The organism is Streptomyces sp. NPDC001732 (assembly GCF_053596315.1).
In genome coordinates, this window is sequence record NZ_JBSFFY010000042.1 from 1 (window position 1) to 25,938 (window position 25,938).

The 25,938-nt window shown below is 71.5% G+C and carries 29 protein-coding genes and 1 pseudogene; 15 read left to right on the top strand and 15 right to left on the bottom strand.

Annotated features, from left to right (window positions below):
• The 3 genes and pseudogenes from ACWCXX_RS29345 to ACWCXX_RS29355 form a co-directional block, all read right to left on the bottom strand.
• A pseudogene (locus ACWCXX_RS29345) lies at positions 1 to 81 on the bottom strand (electron transfer flavoprotein subunit beta); the annotation flags it as partial.
• Between the two features lie 201 nt (positions 82 to 282).
• Positions 283 to 789 carry a flavin reductase family protein gene (locus tag ACWCXX_RS29350; protein ID WP_451132420.1) on the bottom strand — a complete coding sequence of 169 codons (507 nt, stop codon included), beginning with the start codon at positions 787 to 789 and terminating at the stop codon, positions 283 to 285.
• Positions 790 to 985: 196 nt separating this feature from the next.
• Positions 986 to 1,312 carry a TlpA family protein disulfide reductase gene (locus tag ACWCXX_RS29355; protein WP_451132422.1) on the bottom strand — a complete coding sequence of 109 codons (327 nt, stop codon included), beginning with the start codon at positions 1,310 to 1,312 and terminating at the stop codon, positions 986 to 988.
• A gap of 219 nt (positions 1,313 to 1,531) precedes the next feature.
• Here ACWCXX_RS29355 and ACWCXX_RS29360 point away from each other — a divergent pair, with 219 nt between their 5' ends.
• A complete protein-coding gene (locus tag ACWCXX_RS29360; RefSeq protein WP_451132424.1) occupies positions 1,532 to 2,254 on the top strand; it encodes a lysophospholipid acyltransferase family protein in 723 nt (240 codons plus the stop codon).
• Positions 2,255 to 2,400: 146 nt separating this feature from the next.
• Here the strand turns inward: ACWCXX_RS29360 and ACWCXX_RS29365 are convergent, their stop codons facing one another.
• The 3 genes from ACWCXX_RS29365 to ACWCXX_RS29375 are packed head-to-tail and all read right to left on the bottom strand — an operon-like array spanning position 2,401 to position 5,650.
• Positions 2,401 to 3,480: a threonine aldolase family protein gene (locus ACWCXX_RS29365; protein ID WP_451132426.1), complete on the bottom strand. Its 1,080-nt coding sequence runs from the start codon at positions 3,478 to 3,480 to the stop codon at positions 2,401 to 2,403.
• Positions 3,459 to 4,226 (bottom strand): SDR family NAD(P)-dependent oxidoreductase, encoded by a 768-nt coding sequence (locus ACWCXX_RS29370; RefSeq protein WP_451132428.1) that lies wholly within the window; start codon positions 4,224 to 4,226, stop codon positions 3,459 to 3,461. Before ACWCXX_RS29370 ends, ACWCXX_RS29365 begins: the two co-directional genes overlap by 22 nt.
• A 26-nt stretch (positions 4,227 to 4,252) precedes the next feature.
• On the bottom strand, positions 4,253 to 5,650 hold the full coding sequence (locus ACWCXX_RS29375) for a DUF6421 family protein (protein WP_451132430.1): 1,398 nt from the start codon (positions 5,648 to 5,650) through the stop codon (positions 4,253 to 4,255).
• Positions 5,651 to 5,936: 286 nt separating this feature from the next.
• On the opposite strand from ACWCXX_RS29375, the gene ACWCXX_RS29380 reads away from it, so the two are divergent.
• Positions 5,937 to 6,620: a glycerophosphodiester phosphodiesterase gene (locus tag ACWCXX_RS29380; RefSeq protein ID WP_451132432.1), complete on the top strand. Its 684-nt coding sequence runs from the start codon at positions 5,937 to 5,939 to the stop codon at positions 6,618 to 6,620.
• A 12-nt stretch (positions 6,621 to 6,632) separates the two neighbouring features.
• Here the strand turns inward: ACWCXX_RS29380 and ACWCXX_RS29385 are convergent, their stop codons facing one another.
• Complete coding sequence (locus ACWCXX_RS29385; protein ID WP_451132434.1) at positions 6,633 to 7,184, bottom strand: GNAT family N-acetyltransferase; 552 nt, start codon at positions 7,182 to 7,184, stop codon at positions 6,633 to 6,635.
• A gap of 182 nt (positions 7,185 to 7,366) precedes the next feature.
• Here ACWCXX_RS29385 and ACWCXX_RS29390 point away from each other — a divergent pair, with 182 nt between their 5' ends.
• Positions 7,367 to 7,753: a VOC family protein gene (locus tag ACWCXX_RS29390; protein WP_451132436.1), complete on the top strand. Its 387-nt coding sequence runs from the start codon at positions 7,367 to 7,369 to the stop codon at positions 7,751 to 7,753.
• A gap of 22 nt (positions 7,754 to 7,775) precedes the next feature.
• Here ACWCXX_RS29390 and ACWCXX_RS29395 read toward each other — a convergent pair whose 3' ends face one another.
• Entirely contained in the window at positions 7,776 to 9,194 is a 1,419-nt protein-coding gene (locus tag ACWCXX_RS29395; protein ID WP_451132438.1) for an aminotransferase-like domain-containing protein, read from the bottom strand.
• 104 nt (positions 9,195 to 9,298) lie between these two features.
• Here ACWCXX_RS29395 and ACWCXX_RS29400 point away from each other — a divergent pair, with 104 nt between their 5' ends.
• The 7 genes from ACWCXX_RS29400 (at position 9,299) to ACWCXX_RS29430 (ending at position 15,131) form a co-directional block, all read left to right on the top strand.
• Positions 9,299 to 10,552, top strand: coding sequence for a Tm-1-like ATP-binding domain-containing protein (locus ACWCXX_RS29400; protein ID WP_451132440.1), 1,254 nt, complete (start codon positions 9,299 to 9,301; stop codon positions 10,550 to 10,552).
• Between the two features lie 100 nt (positions 10,553 to 10,652).
• A complete protein-coding gene (locus ACWCXX_RS29405) occupies positions 10,653 to 11,477 on the top strand; it encodes a phosphoenolpyruvate hydrolase family protein (RefSeq protein ID WP_451132442.1) in 825 nt (274 codons plus the stop codon).
• A 224-nt stretch (positions 11,478 to 11,701) separates the two neighbouring features.
• Positions 11,702 to 12,298 carry a DUF5134 domain-containing protein gene (locus ACWCXX_RS29410; RefSeq protein WP_451132444.1) on the top strand — a complete coding sequence of 199 codons (597 nt, stop codon included), beginning with the start codon at positions 11,702 to 11,704 and terminating at the stop codon, positions 12,296 to 12,298.
• Positions 12,299 to 12,384: 86 nt separating this feature from the next.
• Positions 12,385 to 13,320: a M56 family metallopeptidase gene (locus ACWCXX_RS29415; protein ID WP_451132446.1), complete on the top strand. Its 936-nt coding sequence runs from the start codon at positions 12,385 to 12,387 to the stop codon at positions 13,318 to 13,320.
• A gap of 33 nt (positions 13,321 to 13,353) precedes the next feature.
• Positions 13,354 to 14,058 carry a phosphatase PAP2 family protein gene (locus ACWCXX_RS29420; RefSeq protein ID WP_451132448.1) on the top strand — a complete coding sequence of 235 codons (705 nt, stop codon included), beginning with the start codon at positions 13,354 to 13,356 and terminating at the stop codon, positions 14,056 to 14,058.
• Between the two features lie 122 nt (positions 14,059 to 14,180).
• Positions 14,181 to 14,906: an HAD family hydrolase gene (locus tag ACWCXX_RS29425; RefSeq protein ID WP_451132450.1), complete on the top strand. Its 726-nt coding sequence runs from the start codon at positions 14,181 to 14,183 to the stop codon at positions 14,904 to 14,906.
• A 45-nt stretch (positions 14,907 to 14,951) separates the two neighbouring features.
• Positions 14,952 to 15,131, top strand: coding sequence for a hypothetical protein (locus ACWCXX_RS29430; protein ID WP_451132452.1), 180 nt, complete (start codon positions 14,952 to 14,954; stop codon positions 15,129 to 15,131).
• Between the two features lie 202 nt (positions 15,132 to 15,333).
• On the opposite strand, the gene ACWCXX_RS29435 is transcribed toward ACWCXX_RS29430, so the two are convergent.
• Positions 15,334 to 16,824 (bottom strand): LVIVD repeat-containing protein, encoded by a 1,491-nt coding sequence (locus ACWCXX_RS29435; protein WP_451132454.1) that lies wholly within the window; start codon positions 16,822 to 16,824, stop codon positions 15,334 to 15,336.
• A gap of 196 nt (positions 16,825 to 17,020) precedes the next feature.
• Here ACWCXX_RS29435 and ACWCXX_RS29440 point away from each other — a divergent pair, with 196 nt between their 5' ends.
• A complete protein-coding gene (locus ACWCXX_RS29440; RefSeq protein WP_451132456.1) occupies positions 17,021 to 17,677 on the top strand; it encodes a DUF305 domain-containing protein in 657 nt (218 codons plus the stop codon).
• 147 nt (positions 17,678 to 17,824) lie between these two features.
• On the opposite strand, the gene ACWCXX_RS29445 is transcribed toward ACWCXX_RS29440, so the two are convergent.
• The 5 genes from ACWCXX_RS29445 to ACWCXX_RS29465 all read right to left on the bottom strand — a co-directional run bounded on the left by ACWCXX_RS29445 (position 17,825) and on the right by ACWCXX_RS29465 (position 21,699).
• A complete protein-coding gene (locus ACWCXX_RS29445) occupies positions 17,825 to 18,205 on the bottom strand; it encodes an ArsR/SmtB family transcription factor (protein ID WP_451132458.1) in 381 nt (126 codons plus the stop codon).
• 331 nt (positions 18,206 to 18,536) lie between these two features.
• A complete protein-coding gene (locus tag ACWCXX_RS29450) occupies positions 18,537 to 18,953 on the bottom strand; it encodes an acyl-CoA thioesterase (RefSeq protein WP_451132460.1) in 417 nt (138 codons plus the stop codon).
• A gap of 218 nt (positions 18,954 to 19,171) precedes the next feature.
• Positions 19,172 to 20,269, bottom strand: a complete 1,098-nt coding sequence (locus tag ACWCXX_RS29455; RefSeq protein WP_451132462.1) for an NADH:flavin oxidoreductase/NADH oxidase — start codon at positions 20,267 to 20,269, stop codon at positions 19,172 to 19,174.
• A gap of 133 nt (positions 20,270 to 20,402) precedes the next feature.
• Positions 20,403 to 20,798, bottom strand: coding sequence for a hypothetical protein (locus ACWCXX_RS29460; protein WP_451132464.1), 396 nt, complete (start codon positions 20,796 to 20,798; stop codon positions 20,403 to 20,405).
• A gap of 124 nt (positions 20,799 to 20,922) precedes the next feature.
• Positions 20,923 to 21,699: a methyltransferase domain-containing protein gene (locus tag ACWCXX_RS29465; protein WP_451132466.1), complete on the bottom strand. Its 777-nt coding sequence runs from the start codon at positions 21,697 to 21,699 to the stop codon at positions 20,923 to 20,925.
• A 205-nt stretch (positions 21,700 to 21,904) separates the two neighbouring features.
• Between ACWCXX_RS29465 and ACWCXX_RS29470 the strand changes: the two genes are divergently transcribed.
• The 4 genes from ACWCXX_RS29470 to ACWCXX_RS29485 all read left to right on the top strand — a co-directional run bounded on the left by ACWCXX_RS29470 (position 21,905) and on the right by ACWCXX_RS29485 (position 24,908).
• Positions 21,905 to 22,255 carry a hypothetical protein gene (locus tag ACWCXX_RS29470; protein ID WP_451132468.1) on the top strand — a complete coding sequence of 117 codons (351 nt, stop codon included), beginning with the start codon at positions 21,905 to 21,907 and terminating at the stop codon, positions 22,253 to 22,255.
• Positions 22,256 to 22,547: 292 nt separating this feature from the next.
• Positions 22,548 to 22,973 carry a hypothetical protein gene (locus ACWCXX_RS29475; protein ID WP_451132470.1) on the top strand — a complete coding sequence of 142 codons (426 nt, stop codon included), beginning with the start codon at positions 22,548 to 22,550 and terminating at the stop codon, positions 22,971 to 22,973.
• Between the two features lie 89 nt (positions 22,974 to 23,062).
• Positions 23,063 to 23,614, top strand: a complete 552-nt coding sequence (locus ACWCXX_RS29480; protein WP_451132472.1) for a GNAT family N-acetyltransferase — start codon at positions 23,063 to 23,065, stop codon at positions 23,612 to 23,614.
• Positions 23,615 to 23,819: 205 nt separating this feature from the next.
• Positions 23,820 to 24,908 carry a WD40/YVTN/BNR-like repeat-containing protein gene (locus ACWCXX_RS29485; protein ID WP_451132474.1) on the top strand — a complete coding sequence of 363 codons (1,089 nt, stop codon included), beginning with the start codon at positions 23,820 to 23,822 and terminating at the stop codon, positions 24,906 to 24,908.
• A gap of 234 nt (positions 24,909 to 25,142) precedes the next feature.
• On the opposite strand, the gene ACWCXX_RS29490 is transcribed toward ACWCXX_RS29485, so the two are convergent.
• Positions 25,143 to 25,820 (bottom strand): uracil-DNA glycosylase, encoded by a 678-nt coding sequence (locus ACWCXX_RS29490; protein WP_451132476.1) that lies wholly within the window; start codon positions 25,818 to 25,820, stop codon positions 25,143 to 25,145.
• Positions 25,821 to 25,938: the final 118 nt, after the last annotated feature.

The following is a 25,938-nucleotide window of genomic DNA, read 5'->3' on the forward strand; positions in this document are numbered from 1 at the left end:
CACCGTCAGATCATCGGCAAAACGCCGCTCACCCGTGGCATCGGGCACGTACTTCACACAGACAACGATCCTCAAGCTCACGCCGGCTCTCCTACTGCATCGTCTTTTCCGGGCTGCCTTGTTGCACGCAGCATAGGCGCCTGATGGGGCGGCTTCCGGTCGGGATGACCGGCGCTCCGAACGAAATATTACTAGTCAGTACACCCAGCGTCCCACCGATGGGCAAGCGCCCGGAGCTGTGATCTGGCCAACGCCCCGAGCCCTTGTGCCGCCTGGCCGTCCTCAGTCCCGCAGAGCGGTGAAACGGCCCTGGTGATAGAGCAGCGGACGCCCGCCTCCGGCCGGGTCCCCGACCACGGCCTCGGCGATCACGATGCAATGGTCCCCCGCCGGGACCCGCGCCACCACGCGGCAGACCAGCCACGCCAGCACGCCGTCGAGCACCGGCACGCCTTCGGGGCCGTTGCGCCAGAAGGTGGACGGCCCGAATCGGTCGGCGCCGCTGCGGGCGAAAGTGGCGGCCAGCTCCTGCTGGTGCTCGCCGAGTATGTGGACGCCGATGTGCTCGGCCTCGGCCACGACGGGCCAGCTGGAGGACGAGGTGCCCACGCCGAAGGAGATCAGCGGGGGCTCGGCGGCGACGGAGGTGAGGGAGGTCGCGGTGAAACCCACCGGCCGGTCGCCCGCCGCGGTGATCACCGCGACTCCGGCGGCGTGCTGCCGGAAGACGGAACGGAGGAGTTCGGGGGAGGCCGTGCGGGGAGCACCGAGCTCGGGGGAAGCCGTCATGGAGATGTCCTTCTGCGAAGAGGGCGTACGGGGCCGTGGTTGCTCAGGCACCCGGACAGCGCGCGCTCGCGTTGCGGGCGAGGTCCACATGAACCCGGCCGTGGAGAAGGTTTTCAGACGGCATAGCGTCAGACTGACGATGCACGGTGGGTGCAGTCAAGGGCGTTCCCCGATGTGGGAGATGCATCACGGTCCGTCACAACACCTGCCCCAGGGCGGCGACCACGTCGGCGGTGCGCGGCTGTCCCGCGGCCCGGCGGGCGATCCGGCCGTCGGCGTCGAGGACCAGGACGGTCGGCGTCCGGCTGATCCCCAGCTCCCGCACGAGAGTGAGATGCGCCTCGGCGTCGATCTCGACGTGGGCCACGCCGTCCACCATGCGCGCCACCTCGGCGAGGGTGCGGCGGGTCGCCCGGCAGGGCTGGCAGAACGCGCTGGAGAACTGCACGAGCGTGGCCCGTTCCCCCAGCTCCGCGCCGATTCGGGCCGCGTCGAGCGTGCCCCCGATTCCCTGCCCGTCCACCTTCGGCCTCCTGTTCGGAACTTCCCGCAGGTGGTCAGCGCCACCGGCCGACGAGACATTCCCGCCGGTTCCACGTGACGAGAATCTCGCGCCCCGTGCCCTCTGAGACTGGCCACCGCGTCGTACATGGGGCACGATCGGCGCCATGCCGCAAACCTACGGCTGCGTAACTTCCGCCGGGAGAACCCTCCTCAGGCGCTGAAGAAGGGTCTTCCCCAGATGGCAGAACTCGTCTATCGGCCGGTCATCGGCGCCGCCCTCACGTTTTTCAAGGCGCTTGACCTGAAGATCGACACTCAGGGTTCCGAGCACATCCCGAAGACCGGTGGCGCGGTACTGGTGAGCAACCACATCAGCTATCTGGACTTCATCTTCACCGGGCTCGCGGCTCTGCCGCAGAAGCGGCTCGTCCGCTTCATGGCGAAGGAGTCGGTCTTCCGGCACAAGGTCTCCGGGCCGCTGATGCGCGGCATGAAGCACATCCCCGTCGACCGCAAGCAGGGCGAGCACGCCTACGCCCACGCGCTCACCTCGCTGCGTTCCGGCGAAGTGGTCGGGGTGTTCCCCGAGGCCACGATCTCGGAGTCGTTCACGCTGAAGAGCTTCAAGTCGGGTGCCGCCCGGCTGGCCCAGGAGGCCGGCGTGCCGCTCGTCCCCATGGCGCTGTGGGGGACGCAGCGGCTGTGGACCAAGGGCCGTCCGCGCAACTTCAAGCGCAACCACTTCCCGGTGACGATCCGGGTCGGCGAGCCCGTGGAGGCGCCTGCCGACCAGTACGCGGGCGCGATCACCCGGCGGCTGCGCGAACGGGTCCAGGAGCTCCTGGAAGCGGCCCAGCGCGCCCATCCGGTGCGTCCGAAGGACGCGACCGACACCTGGTGGGTGCCGGCGCACCTCGGCGGCACCGCTCCCTCCCCCGCCGAGCTGCGCGAAAAGAGCTGACGCGACCGGTTCCGGCGCCGAAACGTCACTCCGGGAGGGCCGGCACCGGCCCGCCCTCCCGGAGCCCGGCGGGTCCGGTCCCCGGGCATGCGGCAGGCCGGGAAGTCGGTGACTTCCCGGCCTGCCGCACGGCTGTCCGGCGGTGCTTACCTCGCCATCTCCTCCTTCAGTGCGAGGACGAACGCGTCGACGTCCTCCTCCGCGGTGTCGAAGGAGCACATCCAGCGCACGTCGCCGGCGGCCTCGTCCCAGAAGTAGAAGCGGAAGCGCTTCTGCAGCCGCTCGCTCACCGCGTACGGCAACCGGGCGAAGACCGCGTTGGCCTGAACGGGGTGGAGGATCTCGACGCCGCCCACCGCCCGCACCCCCTCCGCGAGGCGCTGGGCCATGGCGTTGGCGTGCCGGGCGTTGCGCAGCCAGAGGTCCCCGGCGAGCAGCGCCTCCAGTTGCACGGAGACGAAGCGCATCTTCGACGCGAGCTGCATCGAGAGCTTGCGCAGGTGCTTCATGGCGCGGACGGCATCCGGGTTCAGGACGACCACGGCCTCGCCGAAGATCGCCCCGTTCTTCGTGCCGCCGAAGGACAGGACGTCGACGCCGACGGTGTTGGTGAACGTGCGCATCGGCACGTCCAGGGACGCCGCGGCGTTGGCTATCCGGGCCCCGTCCAGGTGGACCTTCATGCCGTGTCCGTGGGCGTGGTCGCAGATGGCGCGGATCTCGTCGGGGGTGTAGACCGTGCCCAGTTCGGTGTTCTGGGCGATCGACACGACCTGCGGCATGGCGCGGTGCTCGTCGTCCCAGCCGTACGCCTGCCGGTCGATGAGCTCGGGCGTGAGCTTGCCGTCCGGGGTGGGCACGGTGAGCAGCTTGAGGCCGCCCATCCGCTCCGGGGCACCGCCCTCGTCCACGTGGATGTGGGCGGACTCGGCGCAGATCACCGCACCCCAGCGGTCGGTCATCGCCTGGAGGGCGACGACGTTGGCGCCGGTTCCGTTGAAGACCGGGAAGGCTTCGGCGGTGGGGCCGAAGTGGCTGTGCATGACGCGCTGAAGGTGGTCGGTGTACGCGTCCTCGCCGTAGGCGATCTGGTGACCGCCGTTGGCGAGGGCGACGGCCGCAAGGATCTCCGGGTGCGCGCCCGCGTAGTTGTCGCTGGCGAAGCCGCGTACCTGCGGGTCGTGGTGACGTCGCGCGTCGGTCCTTACGGTTGTGGGGTCAGCCACAGGCGCTTTCCGTTCACTTCCGGGGCGGGCCGGTCCCAGACGCCGGCGATGGCATCGGCCAGGTCCCTGACGTCGGTGAAGCCCGCGAATTTCGCATTCGGGCGCTCGGCGCGCATGGCGTCGTGCACCAGTGCCTTGATGATCAGGATCGCAGCCGCCGTCCTGGGCCCTTCGTCGCCCCCCGCCTTGCGGAAGGCGTCCGCGAGGGCGAGGGTCCATGCCTCGGCGGCCGCCTTCGACGCGGCGTAGGCCGCGTTCCCGGCGGTGGGCTTGCTCGCCCCGGCCGCGCTGATCAGCACGTAGCGGCCCCGGTCGCTGCGCTGCAGCCCCTCCTGGAAGGCCAGCGAGGTGTGCTGGACCGTACGGATCAGCAGCTTCTCCAGCAGGTTCCAGTCGGCGAGGTCGGTCTCGGCGAAGCTCGCGCTGCCGCGCCAGCCGCCGACGAGGTGGACCAGGCCGTCGATCCGGCCGAATTCCTTCTCGGTCTTGTGCGCCCATTCCCGGGTGGCCCCGAGGTCGAGCAGGTCGACGGTGTCGCCGGTGACGGTGGCGCCGCCGTGGGCGTAGCGCGCCGCGTCGACCGCCTCGGCCAGGCGGGTGGCGTCCGCGTCGGAGGCGACGACGGTCGCTCCGGCCTCGGCGAGCCTCAGCAGGGCGGCCCGGCCGGCCGGCCCCGCAGCCCCTGCGACCGCGATCACGGCACCTTCGAGAGCACCGCTCCCGTTGCCCTTGCCGTTTGCGTTCATGGCCACCGCCTCCTCGGACCCGGCGCTCACGCGGCTGCCTGCTCGGCGGCCGCGGCGGTGATCCCCTTGGTGGAGGCGATCACGTTCTTCAGCTTCTTGGCGAGCGCCTCATAGAACATGCTCAGGGGAAACTCGTCAGGAAGCACATCGTCGACGAGCTTACGCGGCGGCTGCGACAGGTCCAGCGCCTCGGGGCCCTTGGCCCAGCGGGAGCCCGGGTGCGGGGCAAGGTAGGTGGAGACCAGGTCGTACGCGGCGAACCAGTGGACGAGCTTGGGGCGGTCGATGCCGTCGCGGTAGAGCTTCTCGATCTCGCCGCAGAGCTGGTTGGTGATCTGCGGGGCGCGGTCCCAGTCGATCCTCAGCTTGTTGTCGGTCCAGCGGATCACGTCGTGCTTGTGGAGGTACGCGAAGAGCAGCTGGCCGCCGAGGCCGTCGTAGTTGCGGACGCGCTCGCCGGTGACGGGGAAGCGGAACATCCGGTCGAACAGCACGGCGTACTGCACGTCGCGGCCCTGGGCGAAGCCGTCGGCCTCCAGCTTCACGGCCTCCTTGAAGGCGGTGAGGTCGCAGCGCAGCTCTTCGAGCCCGTACATCCAGAACGGCTGGCGCTGCTTGATCATGAAGGGGTCGAACGGCAGGTCGCCGTGGCTGTGCGTCCGGTCGTGGACCATGTCCCAGAGTACGAAGGCCTGCTCGCAGCGCCGCTGGTCACCGACCATCTCCCGGATGTCGTCGGGCAGTTCGACGCCGAGCAGCTCGACCGACGCCTCGGTGACCCGGCGGAAGCGGGCGGCCTCGCGGTCGCAGAAGATGCCGCCCCAGCTGAAGCGCTCGGGGGCCTCGCGCACGGCGATGGTCTCCGGGAAGAGCACGGCGGAGTTGGTGTCGTAACCCGAGGTGAAGTCCTCGAAGGTGATGCCGCAGAACAGCGGGTTGTCGTAACGGGTGGCTTCGAGCTCGGCCAGCCATTGCGGCCAGACCATCCGCAGCACGACCGCTTCGAGGTTGCGGTCCGGGTTGCCGTTCTGCGTGTACATCGCGAAGACGACCAGGTGCTGGAGCCCGTCGGCGCGGTCCTTGGCCGGCTGGAAGGCGAGCAGCGAGTCGAGGAAGTCCGGCACGCCGAAACCGTCCGTGGCCCAGCGGCGCAGGTCCGTGACGAGGGCGCGGTGGTACGCGGCGTCGTGCGGCAGCAGGGGGGACAGCGCCTCGACCGCGGAGATCACCTGCTCCAGGGTCGTCCGGGCGGCGTCCCGGGTGGGCGCGCCCTCGGCCTCGAAGTCGATGGAACCGTCCTTCGACTGCCAGGGACGGATCTCCTCCACGGCGTTCTTGAGCGTCGGCCATGCGGGGTGGTCGACCACCCGCCGATCCGTAGCTATGTCACCCGTGGCGACGTCCTGCACAAGAATTTCCGTCATAACACTTCCTCCACGGGAGAACCTCGCGTCAAGCAACCGTATACATGTGCGGTTGCTACGAACAAGTGGAGCCTCGGTAAATTATCCTGCCGCACCCCCATGGTCACCGTGATTCTTCCTGCGTGAAACCATGTCGACGGTTGCTTCCATCGGCCTCGCCGTACGTCGGCTATCGGGCCGCCCGGACCGTCGGCGCCGGGTTCCCGCCGCCGTTCCGCCGTGATGCCCCGCCGCCTCGCGGGTAGGAGTGGCACGTGGAAGAGGCCGTCGACGGAAGCGGGTTGCCTTGTCTTTTCTCACCATCGGTCATCGCGGGGTGATGGGCGTCGAGCCGGAGAACACGCTCCGCTCGTTCGTCCGCGCGGAGCGGGCCGGGATGGACGCCATCGAGCTGGACCTTCATCTGAGCAAGGACGGCGCACTGGCCGTCATGCACGACGCCGAGGTCGACCGCACGACCGACGGCACGGGGCCGATCGCCCTGAAGACCCTGTCCGAGCTGCGTGAACTCGATGCCGGGCAGGGCGAGCGCGTGCCGGTCTTCGAGGAGGTGCTCGACGCCGTGCGGTCCCCCGTGCAGGCGGAGATCAAGGACGCGGCCGCGGCCCGCGTCCTGGCCGAGGTGATGCTGCGGCGCGGTCTCGTCGACCGGGTCGAGGTGTCGTCGTTCCACGACGGGGCGGTCACCGAGATCGCCCGGCTGGTGCCGGGCGTACGGACCGTGCTCATCGCGAGCCGCTGGGGCGGGGACGTGGTGGAGCGGGCGAAGGCGGTGGGAGCGGCGACCCTGGCCCTGAACATCCGCCGTCTCACCCTGGAGGTGGTCGAGCGGGCGCACTCCGAGGGACTGAAGGTCATCGGCTGGGTGGTGAACACCCAGGACCACCTGCGGCTGGCCCGCGCCCTGCGGCTGGACGGCGCGACCACCGACTACCCGGAGATCCGCCGCGCCGGCCGCTTCACCGCATGAGGACGGGGCCGCTCAGACCAGGTCCTTGACCAGCAGTTCGAACGTGAGGTCGTCGCGCTGCGGAATGCCGAAGCGCTCGTCGCCGTACGGGAAGGGGGTGAGCTTTCCCGTACGGCGGTAACCGCGCCGCTCGTACCAGGCGATCAGCTCGTCGCGCACCGAGATCACGGTCATGTGCATCTCGGTCGTCCCCCAGCTCTCCCGGACGACGCGCTCGGCCTCGGCGATGATCACCTTGCCGAGCCCCTCTCCCTGCAGTTCGGGGCGGACCGCGAACATCCCGAAGTAGGCGGCCTCGCCCCGGTGTTCGAGCTGGCAGCAGGCGACGAGGTCGCCGTCGCGCTCCACCACGAGCAACCGGCTGCCAGGGGCCTCGACGACCTGGCGGACCCCGTCCGGGTCCGTCCGCTGCCCCTGGAGGAGATCCGCCTCGGTGGTCCATCCGGCCCGGCTGGAGTCCCCGCGGTACGCCGACTCGATCAGTGCCACGAGCGCGGGCACATCGGCGTCGTCCGCGTCGCGGAAAGTCAGTTGTCCCGGGTCCTGGGCAGGAGCTGTGTCCATGGCGATGGCTCTCCGATCCTCTGCTGTGGCGGTGCCGGAGCAGCGTAACCCTCGTGCCGCCGGCCGAGGGGCGGTGTCCACCGCGGGAGGGGCGGGCCGCGCGGACGGTCCTGGGGCGTGTTCCGGAAGTGGCGTCGTTCGCGCGGAGGGCGGGGCCGCGCGGACGGTCCTAGAGTCGGGACATGGTCCATGTGCTGAGCAGTCGGATCCTGTTGCGTCCGGTCGATCCCGAACGGTCACGGGTCTTCTACGGGGAGGCCCTCGGGCTGTCCGTCCACCGGGAGTTCGGTACCGGCCCCGAACGGGGCACCGTCTACTTCCTCGGCGGCGGCTTCCTGGAGGTCTCCGGGCGGGCCGCCGGACCGCCGGTGCCCGGTCTCGAACTGTGGCTCCAGGTCGCGGACGTGCGGGCGGCCCACGAGGAGCTGTCGGCCCGCGGGGTCGAGGTGCTGCGGCCGCCGGTGCGCGAGCCGTGGGGGCTGGTGGAGATGTGGATCCGTGACCCGGACGGGCACAGGATCGTCGTGGTGGAGGTGCCGGCGGACCATCCGTTGCGCTACCGGCCCTGAGGGCTCGTGGCCGACGGGGTTCTCAGTGCGCGGTGCGGCTCCGCTCCGCGCAGTCGACCAGCAGCGGCAGGGCCCGCTCCAGGCCGCCGTCGTGATCGGCGAACGGGAGGCGCAGGTGGTGCCGGAACCCGTCCACGGCGGAGAACGCCGGGCCGGGGACGATGAGCACGCCCGCGCGGCGGGCCAGCTGGGCGGTGGCCTCGGCGTCCGCCCAGGGGATCTCCACCCAGAGGGCGGAGCCCCCCACGGGCCGTTCCCACCGCCAGCCGGTCCCCCGGTCGCGCAGGAGCCGTTCGGTCTCCGCCAGACGTTCGCGCAGCCGGGAACGGCGCAGGGCGCGGGCCTCGGGCAGTTGCCGGAGCAGCCGCACGGCCACCATCTGCTCCACCACCGGGCAGGCCAGGTCGACGGACCGCTTGATGTCCGCCAGACGGCGGATGACGGTGGTGGAGGCGCGGATCCAGCCCAGCCGCAGACCGCCCCAGAAGAGCTTGGACAGGGTGCCGATGGTGGCCGTCGCGGCGGGCGGCAGCAGACCGGCGAGGGAGACCGGCGCGGCGTCGTGGTGCAGGGACAGTTCCGCGTTGGCGTTGTCCTCCACGGTGTACAGGCCCTGTTCGGCCAGTACGGCGGCCCAGGTACGGCGGGTGTGTTCGGTCATGCCGCGCCCGGTGGGGTTGTGGACGGCCGGCTGCAGATAGACGAGGCGCGGGCGGACGTGGCGGGCCAGGCGGGCCAGGGCGGCGGCATTGTCGCCGGGGGCGGTGTCCGCGGGCAGCGGGACCAGCCGGGCGCCGCGGGCCCGTAGCGCTTCGAGGGCGCCCCGGTAGGTCGGGTCCTCCACGACCACCGTGTCGCCCGGCTCGACCAGCCCCTGGGTGATCAGCCAGACGGCCTGCTGGGACCCGGCGGTCACCAGGATCTGCTCCGGGGAGGTCGGCAGGCCCGCGGCCCGGTGGTAACCGGCGATCCCCTCACGCAGCTCGGGCAGCCCGTACGGCAGGTATCCGTCGCCGGTCAGCGCCGTGGCGAGGTCGCGGGCCGACAGGTCACCGACCGCCTCCGCGACGGTGGACAGGCCGTCCAGCGCGCCGCTGGACAGGTCGATGCCGCCGTCCCGGGTCCCGAAGCTGGCCAACCGCCCCTCGGTGGCGGGTTCGCCCATCGCCCCGGAGCCCCTCAGCCGGGAGCCGCTGCCCTGCCGGCTCTCCAGCCGGCCCTCGGCCTCCAGCAGACCGAACGCGGCGGTCACGGTGCTGCGGCTGATTCCCAGGGCCGAGGCGAGGGCGCGCTGCGAGGGGAGCAGGGTGCCCGGTGCCACGTCCCCGCGCTGGGCCAGCTCGCGCAGCGCCTGCGCCAGCAGTTGCGGCAGGGGGCCGGGGCCGCCCTTGGACCATCCGGTCAGCAGACGGGACAGGCGGGTGGGTGGAATCCGGTCCATGGCCCCATCATCGCCTGCTCCAGGCCAATTGCCGCCAAGTGGTCTTTGCCGCCCTCCGGTGCCCGTCCCATGATCGGGAGAACGCCGTTGCAAAGGAGCAGAACATGGCGACCGTGGTGCTCGTCGGGACGCTGGACACCAAGGGGACGGAGTACGCGTGGCTCTCGGAGCGGCTGCGCGCGTCGGGGTGCGACGTCGTGCTCGTCGACGCCGGGGTGCTGCCCCCGTCCGCGGGCACCCCCTCGGGCGACGTCGACGCCGCGGCCGTCGCCCGCCGCGCCGGGCACGACCTGGAGGCGCTGCGCGCCGCCGGGGACCGGGGCGCCGCGGTGACCGCCATGGCCCGGGGCGTCGAGCTGGTCGTCGGCGACCTGCACCGTGAGGGGCGGCTGCACGCGGTGCTGGCGGTGGCCGGCAGCGGCGGCTCGTTCATCGCCGCCCACGCGATGCGAGCCCTGCCCATCGGCGTTCCGAAGGTGCTGGTGTCCACCATGGCCTGCGGGGACGTGTCGCCGTACGTGGGCAGCAGCGACATCACCATGATGTACAGCGTCGTCGACGTGGCGGGCATCAACTCCGTGTCGTCGCAGATCCTGGGCAACGCGGTGGCCGCGGCGGCGGGCATGGCCGTCCACCACGAGCGGAGCCTGAACGAGCCGCGGATCCATGGGCGCCCGCTGATCGGCGCCAGCATGTTCGGCGTCACCACCCCCGCGGTCGACGCCGCGCGGCAGCGTCTGGACGAGCTCGGCTACGAGGTCCTGGTCTTCCACGCCACCGGTGCAGGCGGCCGGGCGCTGGAGAAGCTCGCCGCGGGCGGTTTCCTCTCCGGCGTGCTGGACCTGACCACCACCGAACTCGCGGACGACCTGGTCGGCGGCGTGCTGAGCGCGGGCCCGGACCGGCTCACCGCGGCGGGCCGGGCCGGTCTCCCGCAGGTCGTCGCGCCCGGCGCGCTGGACATGGTCAACTTCGGCGCCCGGGAGACCGTCCCCGAGCGCTTCGCCGACCGGCGCCTGCTCGTGCACAACCCCACCGTCACCCTGATGCGCACCACGACGGGCGAGATGGCGGAGCTCGGCGAGTCCATGGGGCGGAAGCTGGCCGCGGCGCACGGCCCGACGGCGGTCCTGTGGCCGCTGGACGGCGTCTCCGCCGTGGACGCCCCGGGCGGGCCCTTCCACGATCCGCAGGCCGACGCGGCCGGGCTGGCCTCCCTGCGCATCGCTCTGCGCGGCAGCGCCGTCGAACTGCGCGAGCTCGACGCCCATCTCAACGACCCGGCCTTCGCCGTCGCCGCCGCCGATCACCTCCACCGGCTGATCAGCGCGTCCGGGCGGCCGGACGCGCCCGCCTGAGCGGGGCGGACACCCGATACCGAACGGGGCGGCCGATGGCCCGGCCGCCCGCACCGGGCGGCCCGTCCCGCCCGCACCACGACCGAACAGGAGCCCAACCGTGAACCGCAACCAGGCCCTGGCCCGCCTGACCAGGCAGATCCACTCCGGCAAGGCCGTCATCGGCGCAGGCGCGGGCACCGGCCTGTCCGCCAAGTGCGCGGAGGCCGGCGGCGTCGACCTGCTGATCATCTACAACTCCGGCCGTTACCGGATGGCCGGCCGGGGCTCGCTGGCGGGCCTGCTGCCCTACGGCGACGCCAACGCCATCGTGCTCGACATGGCGGGCGAGGTCCTTCCCGTGGTGCGGGACGTCCCCGTGCTCGCCGGGGTGTGCGGCACCGACCCGTTCCGGATCATGGGCAACTTCCTCGACCAGTTGAAGGCCATCGGCTTCACCGGCGTGCAGAACTTCCCCACGGTCGGCCTGTACGACGGGAAGTTCCGCGAGAATCTGGAGGAGACCGGCATGGGCTTCGGGCTGGAGGTCGACATGATCCGCCAGGCCCACGAACGCGATCTGCTCACCGCGCCGTACGTCTTCGACGCCGAGCAGGCCGCCGAGATGGCGCGGGCCGGTGCCGATGTCCTGGTCCCGCACGTCGGACTGACCACCAAGGGGTCCATAGGCGCCTCCACCGCGCTCACCCTCGACGAGGCCGCCGCCGCCGTACAGGAGATGCACGACGCCGCCAAGCTCGTCAATCCCCACATCGTCGTGCTCTGCCACGGCGGCCCGATCGCCGAGCCCGAGGACGCCCGCTACATCCTGGAGCACACTTCAGGCATCGCCGGATTCTTCGGCGCCTCGTCCATGGAACGGCTGCCGACGGAGCGCGCCATCACCGAGCAGGCACGCGCCTTCAAGGCACTCACGGTCGACTGAGCCAAGGCTCACGGTCGACTGAGCCAAGGCTCACGGTCGACTGAGCGAGGCACATGCCCGGCCGGGCAAGGCACATGCCCGGCCGGGCGAGGCACGGGAGCACACGGCGCGGCGGTGAACACCACCTCCGCGCGCTCCCCTGCACCCCAGTGCGCCGCGTACGACACTCCCGGGCCGGGCATCGACCAGGGGGACCGCGTCGTACGTCCAGGGGGAGGTGCGCTGTGCACGGACCGGCGATGTCCGGGTGGCTGCTGATGGCGTTGTGCGCGCTGACGGGCGCGTACTGCCTGCTGCGCACCCGCAGCGAGACCGGGGAGGGGCTCAGGACGGCGCGCGCCGAGGCGCTGATGGGCTTCGGCATGGCCGCCATGGCGGTGCCGGCGGCCGTCGTGCCACCACCCTCGTGGGGGTGGGCGGTGTACGCGGTGCTGTTCGGCGCGGCGGCGTTGCGCGCGTTGTGGTTCTCCCGGCGCAGCGGACACCATCTGCACCACCTGGTGGGCTCGGTGGCGATGGTCTACATGGCGTTGACGATGGCGCCCGGCGGGGCGACGGCACAGGGCGGACACGGGGGGCACCCGGGCCACGGCGCGGCGGTCACGGCAGGCGGAATACCTTTGCTGACCGGGCTGTTGCTGGCCTACTACGCGGTGTACGTGGTGCGGTCGGGGGTCCGGCTGATACCCGTGGCCGCCGCAGCGGGCGGGGGCGACGGCGACGGTCCGGCCGGGGGCGGCCGGGGCGCGCGGCCCGAGCTGGCGCTCGCCTGCCGACTGGCGATGGGGATGGGGATGTTCGCGATGCTGCTCGCTCTGTGAAATGTGAGGGGCGGCAAACCGTGGCGTGCGTCACTTGCCGTGCAGAGCCATACCCGTGGGTACCGCACCCTCAATAGGCTGATGCCATGTTGGTCTCCCTGGTGCTGCTGTCGCTCGGTGCACTGGCTGCCGTCCTGACTCCGCGGCTGATGGCGCGGTTCCGGTGGCCGGAGCGCGAGCCCGTGGTGGCGCTGTGGGTGTGGCAGTGCGTGGTGGCCGGGGTGTTGCTCTCCTTCGCGCTCTCCATGACGTTCAGCGCGGCGGCGGCCTGGCAGGCCGTGCGCGGTCAGGTCTTCGCACCGGCGCCGCGTGCCGTGGTGGACGCGTACGCCCTGGGCGGGCACGGGCAATGGTCCGCCGTCATGGCCGTGCTGCTGGCACTCGGCGGGGTGTGGTCGGCGGTGATGCTGGCCCGGGAGGTCCACCGGGCCCAGGTGCGTCGCAGGCAGCGCCGTGCCGAACTGCTGGTGCGGGCCCCGCTGCTGCCCGGCGAGGAGCCCGGCAGCGGTCGTCTCGTCGTCCTGGAGGGGAAGCGTCCGGATGCCTGGTGGCTGCCGGGTGCCGCGCCCCAACTGGTCATCACCACCGCGGCACTCAGCCGCCTGAAAGGGCGTCAACTGGATGCGGTGCTGGCGCACGAGCAGGGGCACGCGAGGGCGCGGCACGACTGGCTGCTGCACTGCGCGGGCGCGCTCGCGATCGGTTTTCCGCAGGTCCCGGTGTTCGCGGCCTTCCGTGACGAAATGCACCGGCTGGTCGAACTGGCCGCGGACGACGTGGCGTCGCGGCGTTTCGGACGGCTGACGATCGCGCTCGCCCTGGTGGAACTCAACGAGGACCGGGGCGTGTTCGGCCCCTGCCCGACGCCGGGGACCGATCTGCCGCTGCGGGTGAACCGCCTGCTGACCCCGGTGGAGCGGCTCACGGCGGGCCGTCGGCTCCGGCTGACCGCGGCGGCCACGCTGGTACCGGCGGTTCCGCTGCTGGTGGCCTTCCTTCCGGGACTCAGTGCTCTGGGATAGCCCGCGTCGCGGGTCTTCCGCGAAGATCGCTCCATGTCAACAGCAACCCCGACGCCCTCCCGGTCCGCCGGGGCGCGCCCTCGTGTCACGCTCTTCGGGGCGGGTGCGGTCTGTGCGTTCCTCGGCCTGGCACTGCTGGTCCTCGTCGCCGTCCGCTGGTCCCCGCTGATGGAGGCGGACCGTACGGTCGCGATCTCACTGCACCGCAGAGCGGTGACCGAACCCGGGCTCGTCCATGTGAACCGGATCCTCAGCGACTGGGTGTGGGACCCGTGGACGATGCGCATCCTGATCGCGGTGGCCGTGGTGGCCCTGTGGTGGCGCGGGGCGCGGTTGCTCGCGGGCTGGGTGGCGGCGACGAGCCTGCTGTCCACGCTGCTCCAGCAGGGGCTGAAGGCCGCGGTCGGCCGGGAGCGGCCGCAGTGGCCCGACCCGGTGGACACCGCCCATTACGCGGCGTTCCCGTCCGGCCACGCGATGACCGCGACGGTGAGCTGCGGTCTGCTGCTCTGGCTGCTGCGCCGGCACGGCGCGGGGGCCGGACCCTGGTGGGCGGCGCTGGTGGTGGCGTGCGTCTCGGTGATCGGCGTGGGCTTCACCCGGCTCTACCTCGGTGTGCACTGGATGAGCGACGTGCTGGGCGGGTGGCTGCTGGGGGCGGCCCTGGTGGGGTTCTCGATCGCCGGGTTCGTCCGTTACGAGCGTGGCGACCGCGCCACCGTGCCGCACCGTCCCTGAACCGTCTCCCGGGCCCGCACGGCCCCGGGAGACGGCGGTCGCCCCGGCATCCCGGAACGCTCCCGCCGCACCGCCCCGGGACGGCCTTGTCGCTCCGCTCCCCGACCGGGGAGGATCGCCCCATGCAGATCAAGGGTGTGCTCTTCGACTTCTCCGGGACCCTCTTCCGCATCGAGTCGGTCCGGTCCTGGTTGCGCGCGGTCCTCGTGGAGCGGGGGACGACGGTGGACGAGGCCGACTTCGAGCGGTACGCGCGGGAGCTGGAGGCCGCCGGAGCGCTGCCGGGCGGCCCGCTCCCCCGGAACCTCCCCGCAGGGCTCGCCTCCGTGTGGGCCGCCCGCGACGAGAGCGCGGAACTGCACCGGGAGGCGTACACGGCCCTGGCCCGGCAGGTGGACCTGCCGGATCCGGGGCTGTACGACGCGCTGTACGAGCGGCACCGGTCGCCCGAAGCCTGGCGGCCCTACCCGGACGCCGCGGAGGTGCTCGGCGCACTGCGCGACGCCGGGGTGCGGGTCGGTGTGGTCAGCAACATCGGCTGGGACCTGCGGCCGGTCTTCCGGACGCACGGGCTGGACGCCCCGGTCGACGCGTACGTCCTGTCGTACGAGCACGGCGTCCAGAAGCCGGACGCACGACTTTTCCACACGGCCTGCACGCTTCTCGAACTGGATCCGACGGATGTGGTGATGGTCGGCGACGACCGGCGCGCGGACGGCGGGGCGGCGGCACTGGGCTGTGACGTACGCTTCGTGCAGCATCTGCCGGTGGAGGAGCGGCCCGACGGACTGCGGACGCTCGAACTGGTACCGGGCGTTGCCCGACGGACATGTGAGAGATGTCCCTGACACCCAATGGGTCCGATTATCACATCGTGGCCTTAGCCTGTATGTATGTCCCGTTCTCCGTGCTCCTCCGATTCCACGCGTACCGCCGCCGTGGTGAACGAAGAAATTCGCGACCTGTGGCAGCGCTCCGGCGGCTGTCTGTCCCCGGAGGACGAGGAGCAGTACCAGCGGCTGCTGGTGGAGTGGGCCGCGGCGACTCACGGAAGCACCCGGCACGCCGCCTGATCCCGCCCTTTCCCAGGCGACGTCGTACGACCCCGGCTGCATCCCGCATCCGTGCCCGGCTTCCCCGGCAGCCCCGCACCACCCCGTGGCGACCGTCGCGGCGTGCCGCGGGGAGGGGGCGCCCCGGGGCACGCCGCGGTCACACGGTGGAGCCGGACGGTTTCTCCGGGCGATCCTGACGGCCGGTGCTGACCGGCACCGGTCAGTGGTCGAAGTAGTCCGGCTGCGTCTGGACGTTGAGTTCGTCCAGCCGCACCCGCTTCGCCGGGTCGGTCCGCCGGTCGTCGATCTTCAGGACGTCGAGGCCCTTGGCGATGTCGTTGGAGTAGATGTAGCCGTTGTAGTAGTACGCCGACCAGGGGCCGGCCGTGGTGACGGCGTCGGTGCTGACGGGGCCGCGCTCGAAGTAGCCGATCTCCTTCGGCTTCGACGAGTCGGTGAAGTCCCACACCGAGACTCCGCCCTGGTACCAGGCCTGGACCATCACGTCGCGGCCCTCGACCGGGACGATCGAACCGTTGTGGGCGACGCAGACCTCGGTGGCTGCCTGCGGGCGGTCGATCTTGAAGTAGCTGCGGAAGACCAGCTTGCGGTGGTCTCCCCTGCCGACGATGTCGTAGATCCCGTTGGCGCCGCGGTCCGGGCCGACCTCGTCGTTGCAGGTGGCCGCGCCACCGCCGCCGAGCTCATCGGTGAAGACGACCTTGTCCGTCTTCTGGTTGAACGTCGCCGAGTGCCAGAACGCGAAGTTCACGTTGTCCTGCACCCGGTCGATGATCTTCGGGTTCTCCGGGTCCTTGATGGAGAACAGCAGACCGTCCCCCATGCAGGCACCGGCGGCCAGGTCCTTCGAGGGCAGCACGGTGATGTCGTGACAGCCGGTGGTCTTGGAGACGCCCGGGTTGGTCGGGGCACCCGGGTTGCCGCCGTCCGGGAAGAGCACCGGGAAGTTCACGACCGCGGCCTTCTCGGGTGCGCTGCGCGGCACCTTGATGACGGAGATTCCGTCGTGCGGCGGCTGACAGTCCGGGAACGCCTCGCTCGGCGAGTACGAGGAGACGTACACGTACACGTTCCTGCGCTCGGGCACCAGCGTGTGGGTGTGCGACCCGCAGGCGGTCTCGACCGCGGCGACGTACTTCGGGTTGCGCTTGTCGCTGATGTCGAAGACCTTCATGCCCTCCCAGGAGGACTTCTCCGTGGCGGGCTGGGTGGTACTGGTGCAGGAGTTGTCGCTGCGCGAGGAGTCGGTGGACAGGAAGAGCAGGTTGCCCGAGACCGAGATGTCGTTCTGCGAGCCGGGGCAGAGGACCTGCGAGACCGTCTTCGGGGACTTCGGGTCGCTGATGTCGAAGATCCGGAAGCCGTCGTAGTTTCCGGCGTAGGCGTACTTCCCCTGGAAGGCCAGGTCCGTGTTCAGCCCCTTGAGTGCGTCCTTCGGGACGTTGGCCAGGTGGGTGATGTTGCTGCTGTGGACCATCTCGTCCACGCCGGGTATCTCACCGCTCCTGATGGCGGCCTCGGCTTCGGCCTGCTGGGCGGTGGAGGCACCGGTGCGGGCCGCGGACGTGTCACCGGGGTCGGGCGTGGCGGCCGCGGGCCCGGCCGTCAGGACAGCGGCCAGCAGGCCGGCGGCGGCTGCCACCACACCCAGGTGTCTGCGCCGTGCCGGGTTCGTACGCAACGAAATCACTGCGTCCTCCCATGTGTCCGAACGTAGTTGAACGGTTCACGGTCTCCGGCAGTATGGTCCTTCCCGCGATGATCCCGACAGATGGCGGCGGAGACGTGCCGAAAGTTTCCGGTCGCTGTCGTGCGGAAGCGTGTCAGCACGGCCACAACCGACCCATGGGGCAATGGAGGTCCACTTGTTGATCCGCCGTCAGACCATGTGTGTACGCAGCTCCGCGCTCGTCGCGGTCGTCCTGTCCACGGCCCTGGCCCTGAGTGCGTGCGACGCGGACGGCGGCGAGGACCGTGCCGCCGGGGCGCGGGCGGGCGGGGGCCCCTCGGTGGTGGCACCGGGGAAGCCGGGCGAGCCCGCCCGCACCCTGTCCGCGGAGGAGGCCGCGAAGGCCGCCGGGAACGACCGGGCGAACTCCGCCGACTTCCGCTATGCGCAGATGATGATCCAACACCACGCCCAGGCACTGGAGATGACCGGTCTCGCCCCCGATCGCGCCGGCTCCGCCGCGGTCAAACGGCTGGCCGAGCGCATCGCGGCGGGCCAGAAACCGGAGATCGGCGCCATGGAGGGCTGGCTCACGCACAACGACGGCGAGAAGCGCGGAACCGCCCGCGGCCACGACCACTCGGCGATGCCCGGCATGGCCACCGCCGCCCAGCTGAAGCGGTTGCGCGGGGCGAAGGGCACCGCCTTCGACAAGCTCTTCCTGAAGCTGATGATCACCCACCATCAAGGGGCGGTCACGATGGCGACCGAGGTCCTCTCGGAGGGGAACGACGTGCAGATCGAGGAGATGGCCGGGGACGTAGTCGCGCAGCAGACGGTGGAGATCAACAGAATGCGCACGATGACGCCCTGACGGGGTCCCGTCGCGCATCCCCGGCCCGGCAATGCCGCAGGCCGGGGACGCGCGGCGCGGGCCGGGGCCACAGGGATGCGGGGCCCCGGGCCGCAGGCCGCAGGCATGGCCGGATGGGGCGGGGCGGTCGTCCCGCGGCCCGGGGCCCTAACGGTCCTCGCCGAGGCGCTGCGCCTGGAGGTTCGCCGCGCCGAGGACGCTGTCGAGGAGCCCGGGGAACAGCTCCTCCAGGTCGTCGCGGCGCAGCCCGTTCATCTTGGCCGTCCCCCGGTAGATCTGCTGGACGATCCCGCTCTCGCGCAGCACCCGGAAGTGGTGCGTGGAGGTGGACTTGGACACCGGCAGGTCGAAACAGGAACAGGTCAGTTCGCGGTCGGCGGCGGCCAGCTCGCGGACCACGCGCAGCCGCATCGGGTCGGAGAGCGCGTGCAGCACCCCTTCGATGCGGATCTCGTCCCGCGCGGGATGGTCGAGCACGCGGCCGCCGGCCTCGGCGGCGCTTGCGGCAGGGGCGCTGAGGGGGGTCACGACGGCTCCACTTCCTGGATTGTTCCGGCCTTCCGCGGCCGACCTTCCACGGTCGGTCCTCCATGACCGGTCTTCCACGATCGGCTCTGATCGGCCTTCCATGCTACGAGATTCATCGTAGTTCGAGACCGGAAGGAGGCGGCGTCCGTGGTGTCCGCGCGACGGGGCACGGCGCGGCGCGCCCTCGCACGGGGCCGGGAGTCGTCACGGAAACCACCCGCCGGAGCCCCACAGCGACACCCGCACCAGCACTGCCTCCCCCACCGGCACGGGCACGGATACCCGCACCGGACGCCCCGGACCGGCCCTCCGCCCGGTTCAACTGCTCGGATCAGCCGCTGAGCAGATCCGGATTCTCGGCGAGCGAGGCGAGGTGCCCGGCCGGGTCGGCGATCAGTTTGCGGGCCGCCAGGTCCAGCATCCCGGCCACGCCGGTGACCTCCGCCGCAACGGTGCCGTCCTCCTTGAGGATCTGCTGCGCGACCGTGAACGTCTTCCCCCCGGTGTACACGAACCGGCAGGTCACCCGCACCCGATCGCCGCCGCGCAGTTCCCGCCGGAACTTCACCGTCGTTTCGAGCGCCACCGGTCCCACACCACTGGCCAGCAGCTTGTCCTGCGGCAGACCGGCCGCGCGCAGCAGTTCCCAGCGCGCGTGCTCGGCGTACTGCAGATAAACGGCCTGATTCAGATGTCCCTGGGTGTCGAGTTCATAGCCCCGTACGGTCACGTCCACATAGAAGGTCATGGACATCCCAACCCCGCGTCGTATTCCGCCATTCCCCGGCCACGGCGGCCCCGCAGCCGAGACAGCCGGACCGGGGCGGAACCGGTTCCTCGGGCTCGCTCGCGGATCCGTAGCAATGGGCCGGGTGTGGAAATGGATCGGACACGGGCGGCCGCCCGGCCCCGGGCGGGCGCCTGCGCCCGGGGCGACACACCGCACCTCCTGACCGGGCGACTCGGTCAGACCGCCCGGAGGTACTGGTTCGGCGTGCGGATCTCAGCGCCCAGTTCACGGGCCGCCTGCTGGGCCCACGAGGGGTTGCGCAGCAGCTCGCGCCCGAGGAGCACCGCGTCCGCCCGGCCCTCGGTGAGGATCTTCTCGGCCTGCTGCGGTTCGGTGATCAGGCCCACCGCCGCGACGGGGAGCGAGGTCTCGTTCCTGACCCGCTCGGCGAACGGCACCTGATACCCCGGACCGGTCCCGATGCGGGCGCGCGGCGCGTTGCCGCCGCTGGAGACGTCCAGCAGGTCGACGCCGTGGGCCTGGAGTTCCGTGGCCAGCCGCACGGTCTCGTCGACGGTCCAGCCCTCGCGCTCGTCCTCGTCGTTCTCCGTGAGCCAGTCCGTCGCGGAGACGCGGAAGAAGACGGGCAGGTCCTCCGGCCAGACCTCACGGACCGCGTCGACGACCTGCAGCGCGAGGCGGATGCGGTTCTCGAAGCTGCCGCCGTACTCGTCGGTGCGCCGGTTGCTGTGCGGGGAGAGGAACTCGCCGATGAGGTACCCGTGGGCGCCGTGCACCTCGGCGACCTGGAACCCCGCCTCGACCGCGCGGCGCGCCGCGTCGCGGAAGCGGTCGACGATGCCCCGGATCTCCTCGACGGTCAGCTCGTGCGGTACGGGATGACCGTCGTCGAAGGGCAGCGGGCTGGGGGCGACGGGCGTCCAGCCGTGCGCCTCGTCCCCGACCGGGGCGCCGCCCAGCCAGGGAGCCGCAGTGGATGCCTTGCGCCCGGCATGTGCGAGCTGGACGCCGGGAACGGACCCCTGCTCCTTGATGAAGTCGGTGATCCGGCGGAGGGCGGCGACCTGGGTGTCGTTCCAGATGCCGAGGTCGGCGGGGCTGATCCGGCCCTCGGGGCTGACGGCCGTCGCCTCGGTGAGGATGAGCCCGGTGCCGCCGATGGCACGCGCCGCGAGATGGGCGAAGTGCCAGTCGGTCGCGACGCCCGCGGCCGGCCCGACAGGTGCGGCGCTGTACTGGCACATGGGCGCCATCCAGACCCGGTTGGGAATGACGAGCGACCGCAGGGTGTAGGGCTCGAAGAGGGCACTCACGTCGGACTCCGTTTCGACGGGTACGGAAGAATCGCTAGTACGATACACACCGTACTACGACGTCCGTCAAATTACGACGCTCCTCGTACAACGGAAAGGGAAACCGACCGACCGGACACCAGCAGGGACGACCTCATCGACCTCCGGTCCGTCGCCGCAGTGCGATGCCGGCGTCCGCGTCGTACCCCTGGGTCCAAATGCGCCCGGCGCCCGACTTCCAGGTGACGTGAGCGGTGGCCCCGTCGACCCTGACCTCCTCCACCGTCATGGTCCGGTCGCCGTCGCGCACGTCCCCGCGTCGCAGCTCGCGCGCCTTGACGGTGACGGGCTCCGCCGACAGTGCGCTCTCGGCCTCGTCCGCCGCGAGGGCGAGGGCCGCCGCCAGTTCCCGGGCCCGGTCGGGGGCGCAGCTCAGCGAGAGTTCGCCCGAGGGCGCCGAGGCCCTGAGCTCGACCCGCGCCCCGACAGGAACCACCTCCAGGGCCGCCCCGTACCCGTCGCCGTCCTCGAACCCGTGCCCGCTCGTCATCGCCACCCTCTCCGTTCCTCACCCGGTCCGCCGGTACGGCCCGGCACCGACCGCCGGGTCCCGCCGAGGAAACCTCGGACCGGTCACCAGATTTCAGCACACGGGCGTTCCACCACCGCCCGGTTCAGCACTCGGCCACGACGACGTAGAACGTCACGGCCGCCAGGAAGGGCCCGTCGGCGAGGTGGTCCAGCCAGCGTCGGCCCGCCTCCTCGGTGAGATGCCCGGCTTCGACGGCACGCCGCGTGGTGCGCTCCAGGCCGAGGATCCCGTCCGCGGCGCGGACGTCCCGGAACACGGGAGTGATCGGGAGGACCGTCGGCACCGCGAATCCGGCGTCCGCCGCCAGCCGGGGCAGCTGACTGCCGATGCGGGCGTTGCGAACGGCTTCGTCCGTGACGTACCGGGTGTAGGCGCTCGACAGACCGCTGTCCGGATGATCGACCGTCAGCGTGCCCCAGTCCGGCTCCCCCATGACGAGCCGCCCACCGGGCCGAAGCACCCGCCGCGCCTCACGAAGCACCCGGCCGGGATCGGCGACATGCTGCAGAACCCGGTCGGTGCGGGCCCGGTCGGCGCCCCCGTCCGGCAACGGCAGTTCATGAAGATCGCCGAGCCGAACGGTCACGTTGTCCCGTCCGGCAGTACGGTCCCTGGCGGCTGCCACCGCGGACTCGTCGCGATCGACACCGATCACGGAACCCGCCGCGGTGACCACCTCGGCGAGCGCCCCGAGATCGGTACCGGGCCCACACCCGAGGTCGACCACCGTTTGCCCTGTCCCGGCCTTGAGTTCGTCGAGCATGCACCTCTTGTAGGACCGGCCCAGGTCGGTGGCCGCAACCCGGTCGAGGTAGGCGATCGGGTCGGGAACGGCAGTCTCGAACACGGATGAGTTCATGGGTCCCAGTCAACCAACTTCCGTGGCCCCACGCCCTCCTGGAAACCCTTCCGGATGGAGCGGCCGGAGAACTTCGGCCTGGGGACGGGGACGGCAGTCAGGTCCTGCCTGGCAGTTGATCTTGTGCCGCCACCCGGGCCGGGTCAGTATGTGAGAAGCGCGGCCCGTCCGTTGGGCTGTGCCCGTCTTGAGGGAGGGCGGCAGATTGGCAGGCTCGGGACCGGACCGGTCCGGGGTCCTCTGGTCGGGCTCCCTCGGCCGGGTGTCCGCAGCGGTACGGGAAGTGGACGGTCAGCGGGTCCTGCGGATCGGTGACTGGCCGACCGTCGTCGATGCCCGGACGCAGATCCGCCACCAGAGCGGTCGGTTCGCCCCGAGTCAGCGCATTGTTGTTCTCCAGCCCGGCCGACCCGCTTTCGTGCACCGCCACCGGCTGCCGCGGCTGCTCCGACTCGCCCCGTTCCGGGAAGCCGCCTACGACCGGTGGTCGGCTGAAGCCGGCGACCCGGGTCTGGAGCTGGTGGAGGTGCTGGGCGGAACAGACGACTGGCAATGATTGATCTTTGTGGTGGGCCGACCGGAGGGGGCCGGGTCGGCCGGCTCCACGGTCGACCGGGCGCATCAACACGCCACGGACCGGGCCGGGGCGCCCACGCACCCGCCCCAGCACTTCGGCCGGCACCGGAGCGGTGCAGTCGGTGAAAGTGGGCCCTCACGCGACGCGACGATCGAGCCGCGGAAGACTTCGTCGGCGACAGGGCAGGGAGCCGGGATGGCGGGCGAGGGTGCTGCGGCGGCCACCGGTGCCCCATGGCCGGCGCATCCACAAGTGAAGGTGGGGAACCGACATGAGTTTGCGCCTCTATCTGGACAGCGCCCGGCAACCCCGTACGCCGGACGGGTCGGCGGGTGAATGGGCCGATTTCTTCGACGGGGCGTCGGAACTGGAGGCCAAGAACTGGCCGCCGCTGCTGTGGTGGGCGATGTTCAGCCCCGAAGACCTCGTGGAGGCGAGGATCGCCGACACCGAGGACGCCGGTACCGAAGAGCACGCGGAGTTGCTGAGCGAGTGGGGCGAGGCCACCTACCCGTACCTGGTGGTCGACCAGCGGACGGCGCTGTCGCGACTGCACGCCCGGCGGCAGGGGCTGACCAGTCGGCTCGGCGCGCGGTTCTCGCCCCTCTACGACGAGTTCGTCGCGCTCATCGATGCCCGCTTCGGTCCCTACGTGCTGCTGCGGACCGAGGCGTTGGCCGATTGCGGTGAAGGATGACGGTCGGCGCCCGCATCCGGCGTCGACGGCAACGGCCTCGAAAAATGTCCGTTGCGGACCGGCCGTTTCCCTGCGTAGCGTCACCGGCCATGACTGCCTCTGCCCTGAACACCGCACGGCTGCGCCTGGAACCGTACACGCCCGGCGACGAGGAAGACTTCGTCGCGCTCTTCCAGGACGTCCGGGTATCCCGCTGGATGGGGGACGGCCCTTCCACCGAGGCCGAGGACCGTGCCCTGTTCGGACGGATCTTCAGCAAGGTGTACGCGCAGGACCTGTTCGACGTCTGGGCGGTCCGGCACGAGGGCCGGTTCATCGGACACGCCGAGATCAAGCCGTCCGAGGAGGTGGGCGGCCACGAGATCGTCTACGCGCTGGCCGTCACCGCGTGGGGGCGCGGGTTCGGCACCGAGATCGCGGAGGCGCTGACCGGCTACGGCTTCGGCACGCTCGGGCTTCTTGAAGTGCACGCCACGGTGGACGTCGAGAACGCCGCGTCCCTGGCCCTGCTGGGCCGGATCGGGTTCCGGCACGTCCGGGACAAGACGGAGGACGACGGCAGCACGACCCGGGTCCTGACCCGCTCCGCCGGGACCGGGACGGCGGCCGGCACCGGCGCCGGAGCCGGGACCCGGAGCTGATCCGGCGCGGAACCGGGCCGGCGCGCCGGGCAACAGCGGTGTCCGGGCGTCCCGCCGCGCAGGCCGTCCGCGCCTGCGCGCACCGCATCCGCACCGCCCCGGGCGCGACAGGGTCCGGATGTCGGTGCCGCCCTGCGGGCCGGTGTCAGTGGTGGGGTGCAGACTGGCCCGTATCCGACACAACGGCGTTTCGGGAGGTTCGGTCATGACCGACGTACTGCTCACCGTGGGCACCCGCAAGGGGCTCTTCATCGGCCGCAGGAGCGGTGGCGCGTGGGAGTTCGACGGCCCGCACTTCAATGCCCAGGCGGTCCATTCGGTTGCCATCGACACCCGGAGGAAGGTCCCCCGGCTGCTGGTCGGCGGGGACAGTTCGCACTGGGGCCCTTCGGTCTTCCACTCCGACGACCTGGGCAGGACGTGGGTGGAGCCGCAGCAACCGGCCGTGAGGTTCCCACGGTTCACCGAGGCGTCGCTGGAGCGGGTCTGGCAGCTGCACCCGGCGGGCCCCGAGGCACCCGATGTCGTGTACGCGGGAACGGAGCCCGCCGCGCTGTTCCGTTCCGAGGACGGCGGGGAGTCGTTCGAGCTGGTCCGTCCGTTGTGGGAGCACCCGACGCGTTCGCAGTGGGTGCCCGGCGGTGGCGGTGAGGGGCTGCACACCATCCTGACGGACCGGAGGGACGCCCGTGCCGTGACCGTCGCGGTGTCCACGGCCGGGGTGTTCCGCACCAAGGACGGCGGCGCGAGCTGGGCCCCGTCGAACAAGGGAGTGTCGGCGGTCTTCCTGCCCGACCCGAATCCGGAGTTCGGCCAGTGTGTCCACAAGGTGACCCGGGACGCGGTCGATCCCGACCGGCTCTATCTCCAGAACCACTGGGGGGTGTTCCGGAGCGACGATTCCGGGGACAACTGGACCGACATCGGGCGGGGGTTGCCCTCGGACTTCGGTTTCGCCGCGGCCGCGCACCCGCACCGTCCGAACACGGCGTACGTCTTCCCGATCAACGCCGATTCCGACCGGGTGCCCGCCGAGCACCGCTGCCGGGTGTTCCGTACCGACGACGCGGGTGCCACCTGGGAGCCGCTGTCGGCCGGTCTGCCCGACGGCGCCCACTACGGCACGGTGCTGCGGGACGCCCTGTGCACGGACGACGCCGACCCGGCGGGGGTCTACTTCGGCAATCGCAACGGCGAGGTGTACGCGAGCGCGGACGACGGGGACAGCTGGCAGCAGCTCGCCTCGCACCTGCCGGACGTCTTCTGCGTGCGGGCGGCGGTCATCGGCACCTGACCGCCGACAGCCGGTCCGTGCGACCGGCCCCGGGCACGCGGGCGGCCTGTCCCGGCCCCCGTCCTCGGTGTGCCCGGGTACCCCTGCACGGCCTCTTCCTGCCGGTCATCGGTCCAACTCGGGTCCGGAGAAAGCCGATTCCGTGTGATGCGCGGCGCGGTGGTGGCGCCGGTACGGCGCGCCTGTCCTTCGGGGCGGGCGCGCCGTACCGGTAACAGCACTTTCGCGGCCGTGCTACGGCAGTCGCCAGTCCACCGCCTGGGCGCCCTGGCCGAGCAGGAGTTCGTTGGTGCGGCTGAACGGGCGCGAGCCGAAGAAGCCGCGGTCCGCCGACATGGGCGAGGGGTGCGCGGACTCGATCGCCGGGTAGTCGCCGAGGAACGGCCGCAGGTTGCGGGCGTCGCGCCCCCACAACACGGACACCAGCGGTTTGCCGCGCGCGGCCAGTGCCCGGATGGCCTGTTCGGTCACTTCCTCCCAGCCCTTGCCGCGGTGGGCGCCCGGCTTGCGGGGGGCCGTGGTGAGCGCCCTGTTCAGCAGCAGCACACCCTGTCGTGTCCAGGGCGTCAGGTCGCCGTTGGACGGGCGCGGCAGGCCCAGGTCCGTGTGGAGTTCCCGGAAGATGTTCTCCAGGCTGCCGGGCACCTGGCGGATCTCGGGGGCCACCGAGAAGCTCAGCCCCATCGCCATTCCGGGTGTCGGGTAGGGGTCCTGACCGACGATCAGGACGCGCACCTCGTCGAAGGGCTGCTGGAACGCGCGCAGGACGTTCGCCCCGGCCGGCAGGTAGGTGCGGCCCGCCGCGACCTCCGCCCGCAGGAAATCGCCCATCGCGGCGATGCGTCCGGCCACGGGGGCGAGTGCCTCGGCCCAACCGGGCTCTACTACTTCATTCAAGGGTCGTGGTGCCACGGTGCATCACTCTACCGGCGTGGCCGGACCGCTCCCGTCCGTTCCCGACCGCCCACATCCGCCTGCGTCCGCCCGCGCTCGCCCCGCCCCGGCCCGCGTCGGCCCGGCTCCGCCCGCG

Coding starts and splice junctions, on each gene's coding strand:
- ACWCXX_RS29395 (WP_451132438.1), bottom strand. CDS start 9,194: ATGGACCGGATTCCACCCACCCGCCTGTCCCGTCTGCTGACCGGATGG.
- ACWCXX_RS29475 (WP_451132470.1), top strand. CDS start 22,548: ATGAGTTTGCGCCTCTATCTGGACAGCGCCCGGCAACCCCGTACGCCG.
- ACWCXX_RS29460 (WP_451132464.1), bottom strand. CDS start 20,798: ATGACGAGCGGGCACGGGTTCGAGGACGGCGACGGGTACGGGGCGGCC.
- ACWCXX_RS29390 (WP_451132436.1), top strand. CDS start 7,367: ATGGTCCATGTGCTGAGCAGTCGGATCCTGTTGCGTCCGGTCGATCCC.
- ACWCXX_RS29370 (WP_451132428.1), bottom strand. CDS start 4,226: ATGAACGCAAACGGCAAGGGCAACGGGAGCGGTGCTCTCGAAGGTGCC.
- ACWCXX_RS29350 (WP_451132420.1), bottom strand. CDS start 789: ATGACGGCTTCCCCCGAGCTCGGTGCTCCCCGCACGGCCTCCCCCGAA.
- ACWCXX_RS29485 (WP_451132474.1), top strand. CDS start 23,820: ATGACCGACGTACTGCTCACCGTGGGCACCCGCAAGGGGCTCTTCATC.
- ACWCXX_RS29400 (WP_451132440.1), top strand. CDS start 9,299: ATGGCGACCGTGGTGCTCGTCGGGACGCTGGACACCAAGGGGACGGAG.
- ACWCXX_RS29420 (WP_451132448.1), top strand. CDS start 13,354: ATGTCAACAGCAACCCCGACGCCCTCCCGGTCCGCCGGGGCGCGCCCT.
- ACWCXX_RS29360 (WP_451132424.1), top strand. CDS start 1,532: ATGGCAGAACTCGTCTATCGGCCGGTCATCGGCGCCGCCCTCACGTTT.
- ACWCXX_RS29425 (WP_451132450.1), top strand. CDS start 14,181: ATGCAGATCAAGGGTGTGCTCTTCGACTTCTCCGGGACCCTCTTCCGC.
- ACWCXX_RS29375 (WP_451132430.1), bottom strand. CDS start 5,650: ATGACGGAAATTCTTGTGCAGGACGTCGCCACGGGTGACATAGCTACG.
- ACWCXX_RS29465 (WP_451132466.1), bottom strand. CDS start 21,699: ATGAACTCATCCGTGTTCGAGACTGCCGTTCCCGACCCGATCGCCTAC.
- ACWCXX_RS29385 (WP_451132434.1), bottom strand. CDS start 7,184: ATGGACACAGCTCCTGCCCAGGACCCGGGACAACTGACTTTCCGCGAC.
- ACWCXX_RS29440 (WP_451132456.1), top strand. CDS start 17,021: ATGTGTGTACGCAGCTCCGCGCTCGTCGCGGTCGTCCTGTCCACGGCC.
- ACWCXX_RS29430 (WP_451132452.1), top strand. CDS start 14,952: ATGTCCCGTTCTCCGTGCTCCTCCGATTCCACGCGTACCGCCGCCGTG.
- ACWCXX_RS29415 (WP_451132446.1), top strand. CDS start 12,385: ATGTTGGTCTCCCTGGTGCTGCTGTCGCTCGGTGCACTGGCTGCCGTC.
- ACWCXX_RS29450 (WP_451132460.1), bottom strand. CDS start 18,953: ATGACCTTCTATGTGGACGTGACCGTACGGGGCTATGAACTCGACACC.
- ACWCXX_RS29480 (WP_451132472.1), top strand. CDS start 23,063: ATGACTGCCTCTGCCCTGAACACCGCACGGCTGCGCCTGGAACCGTAC.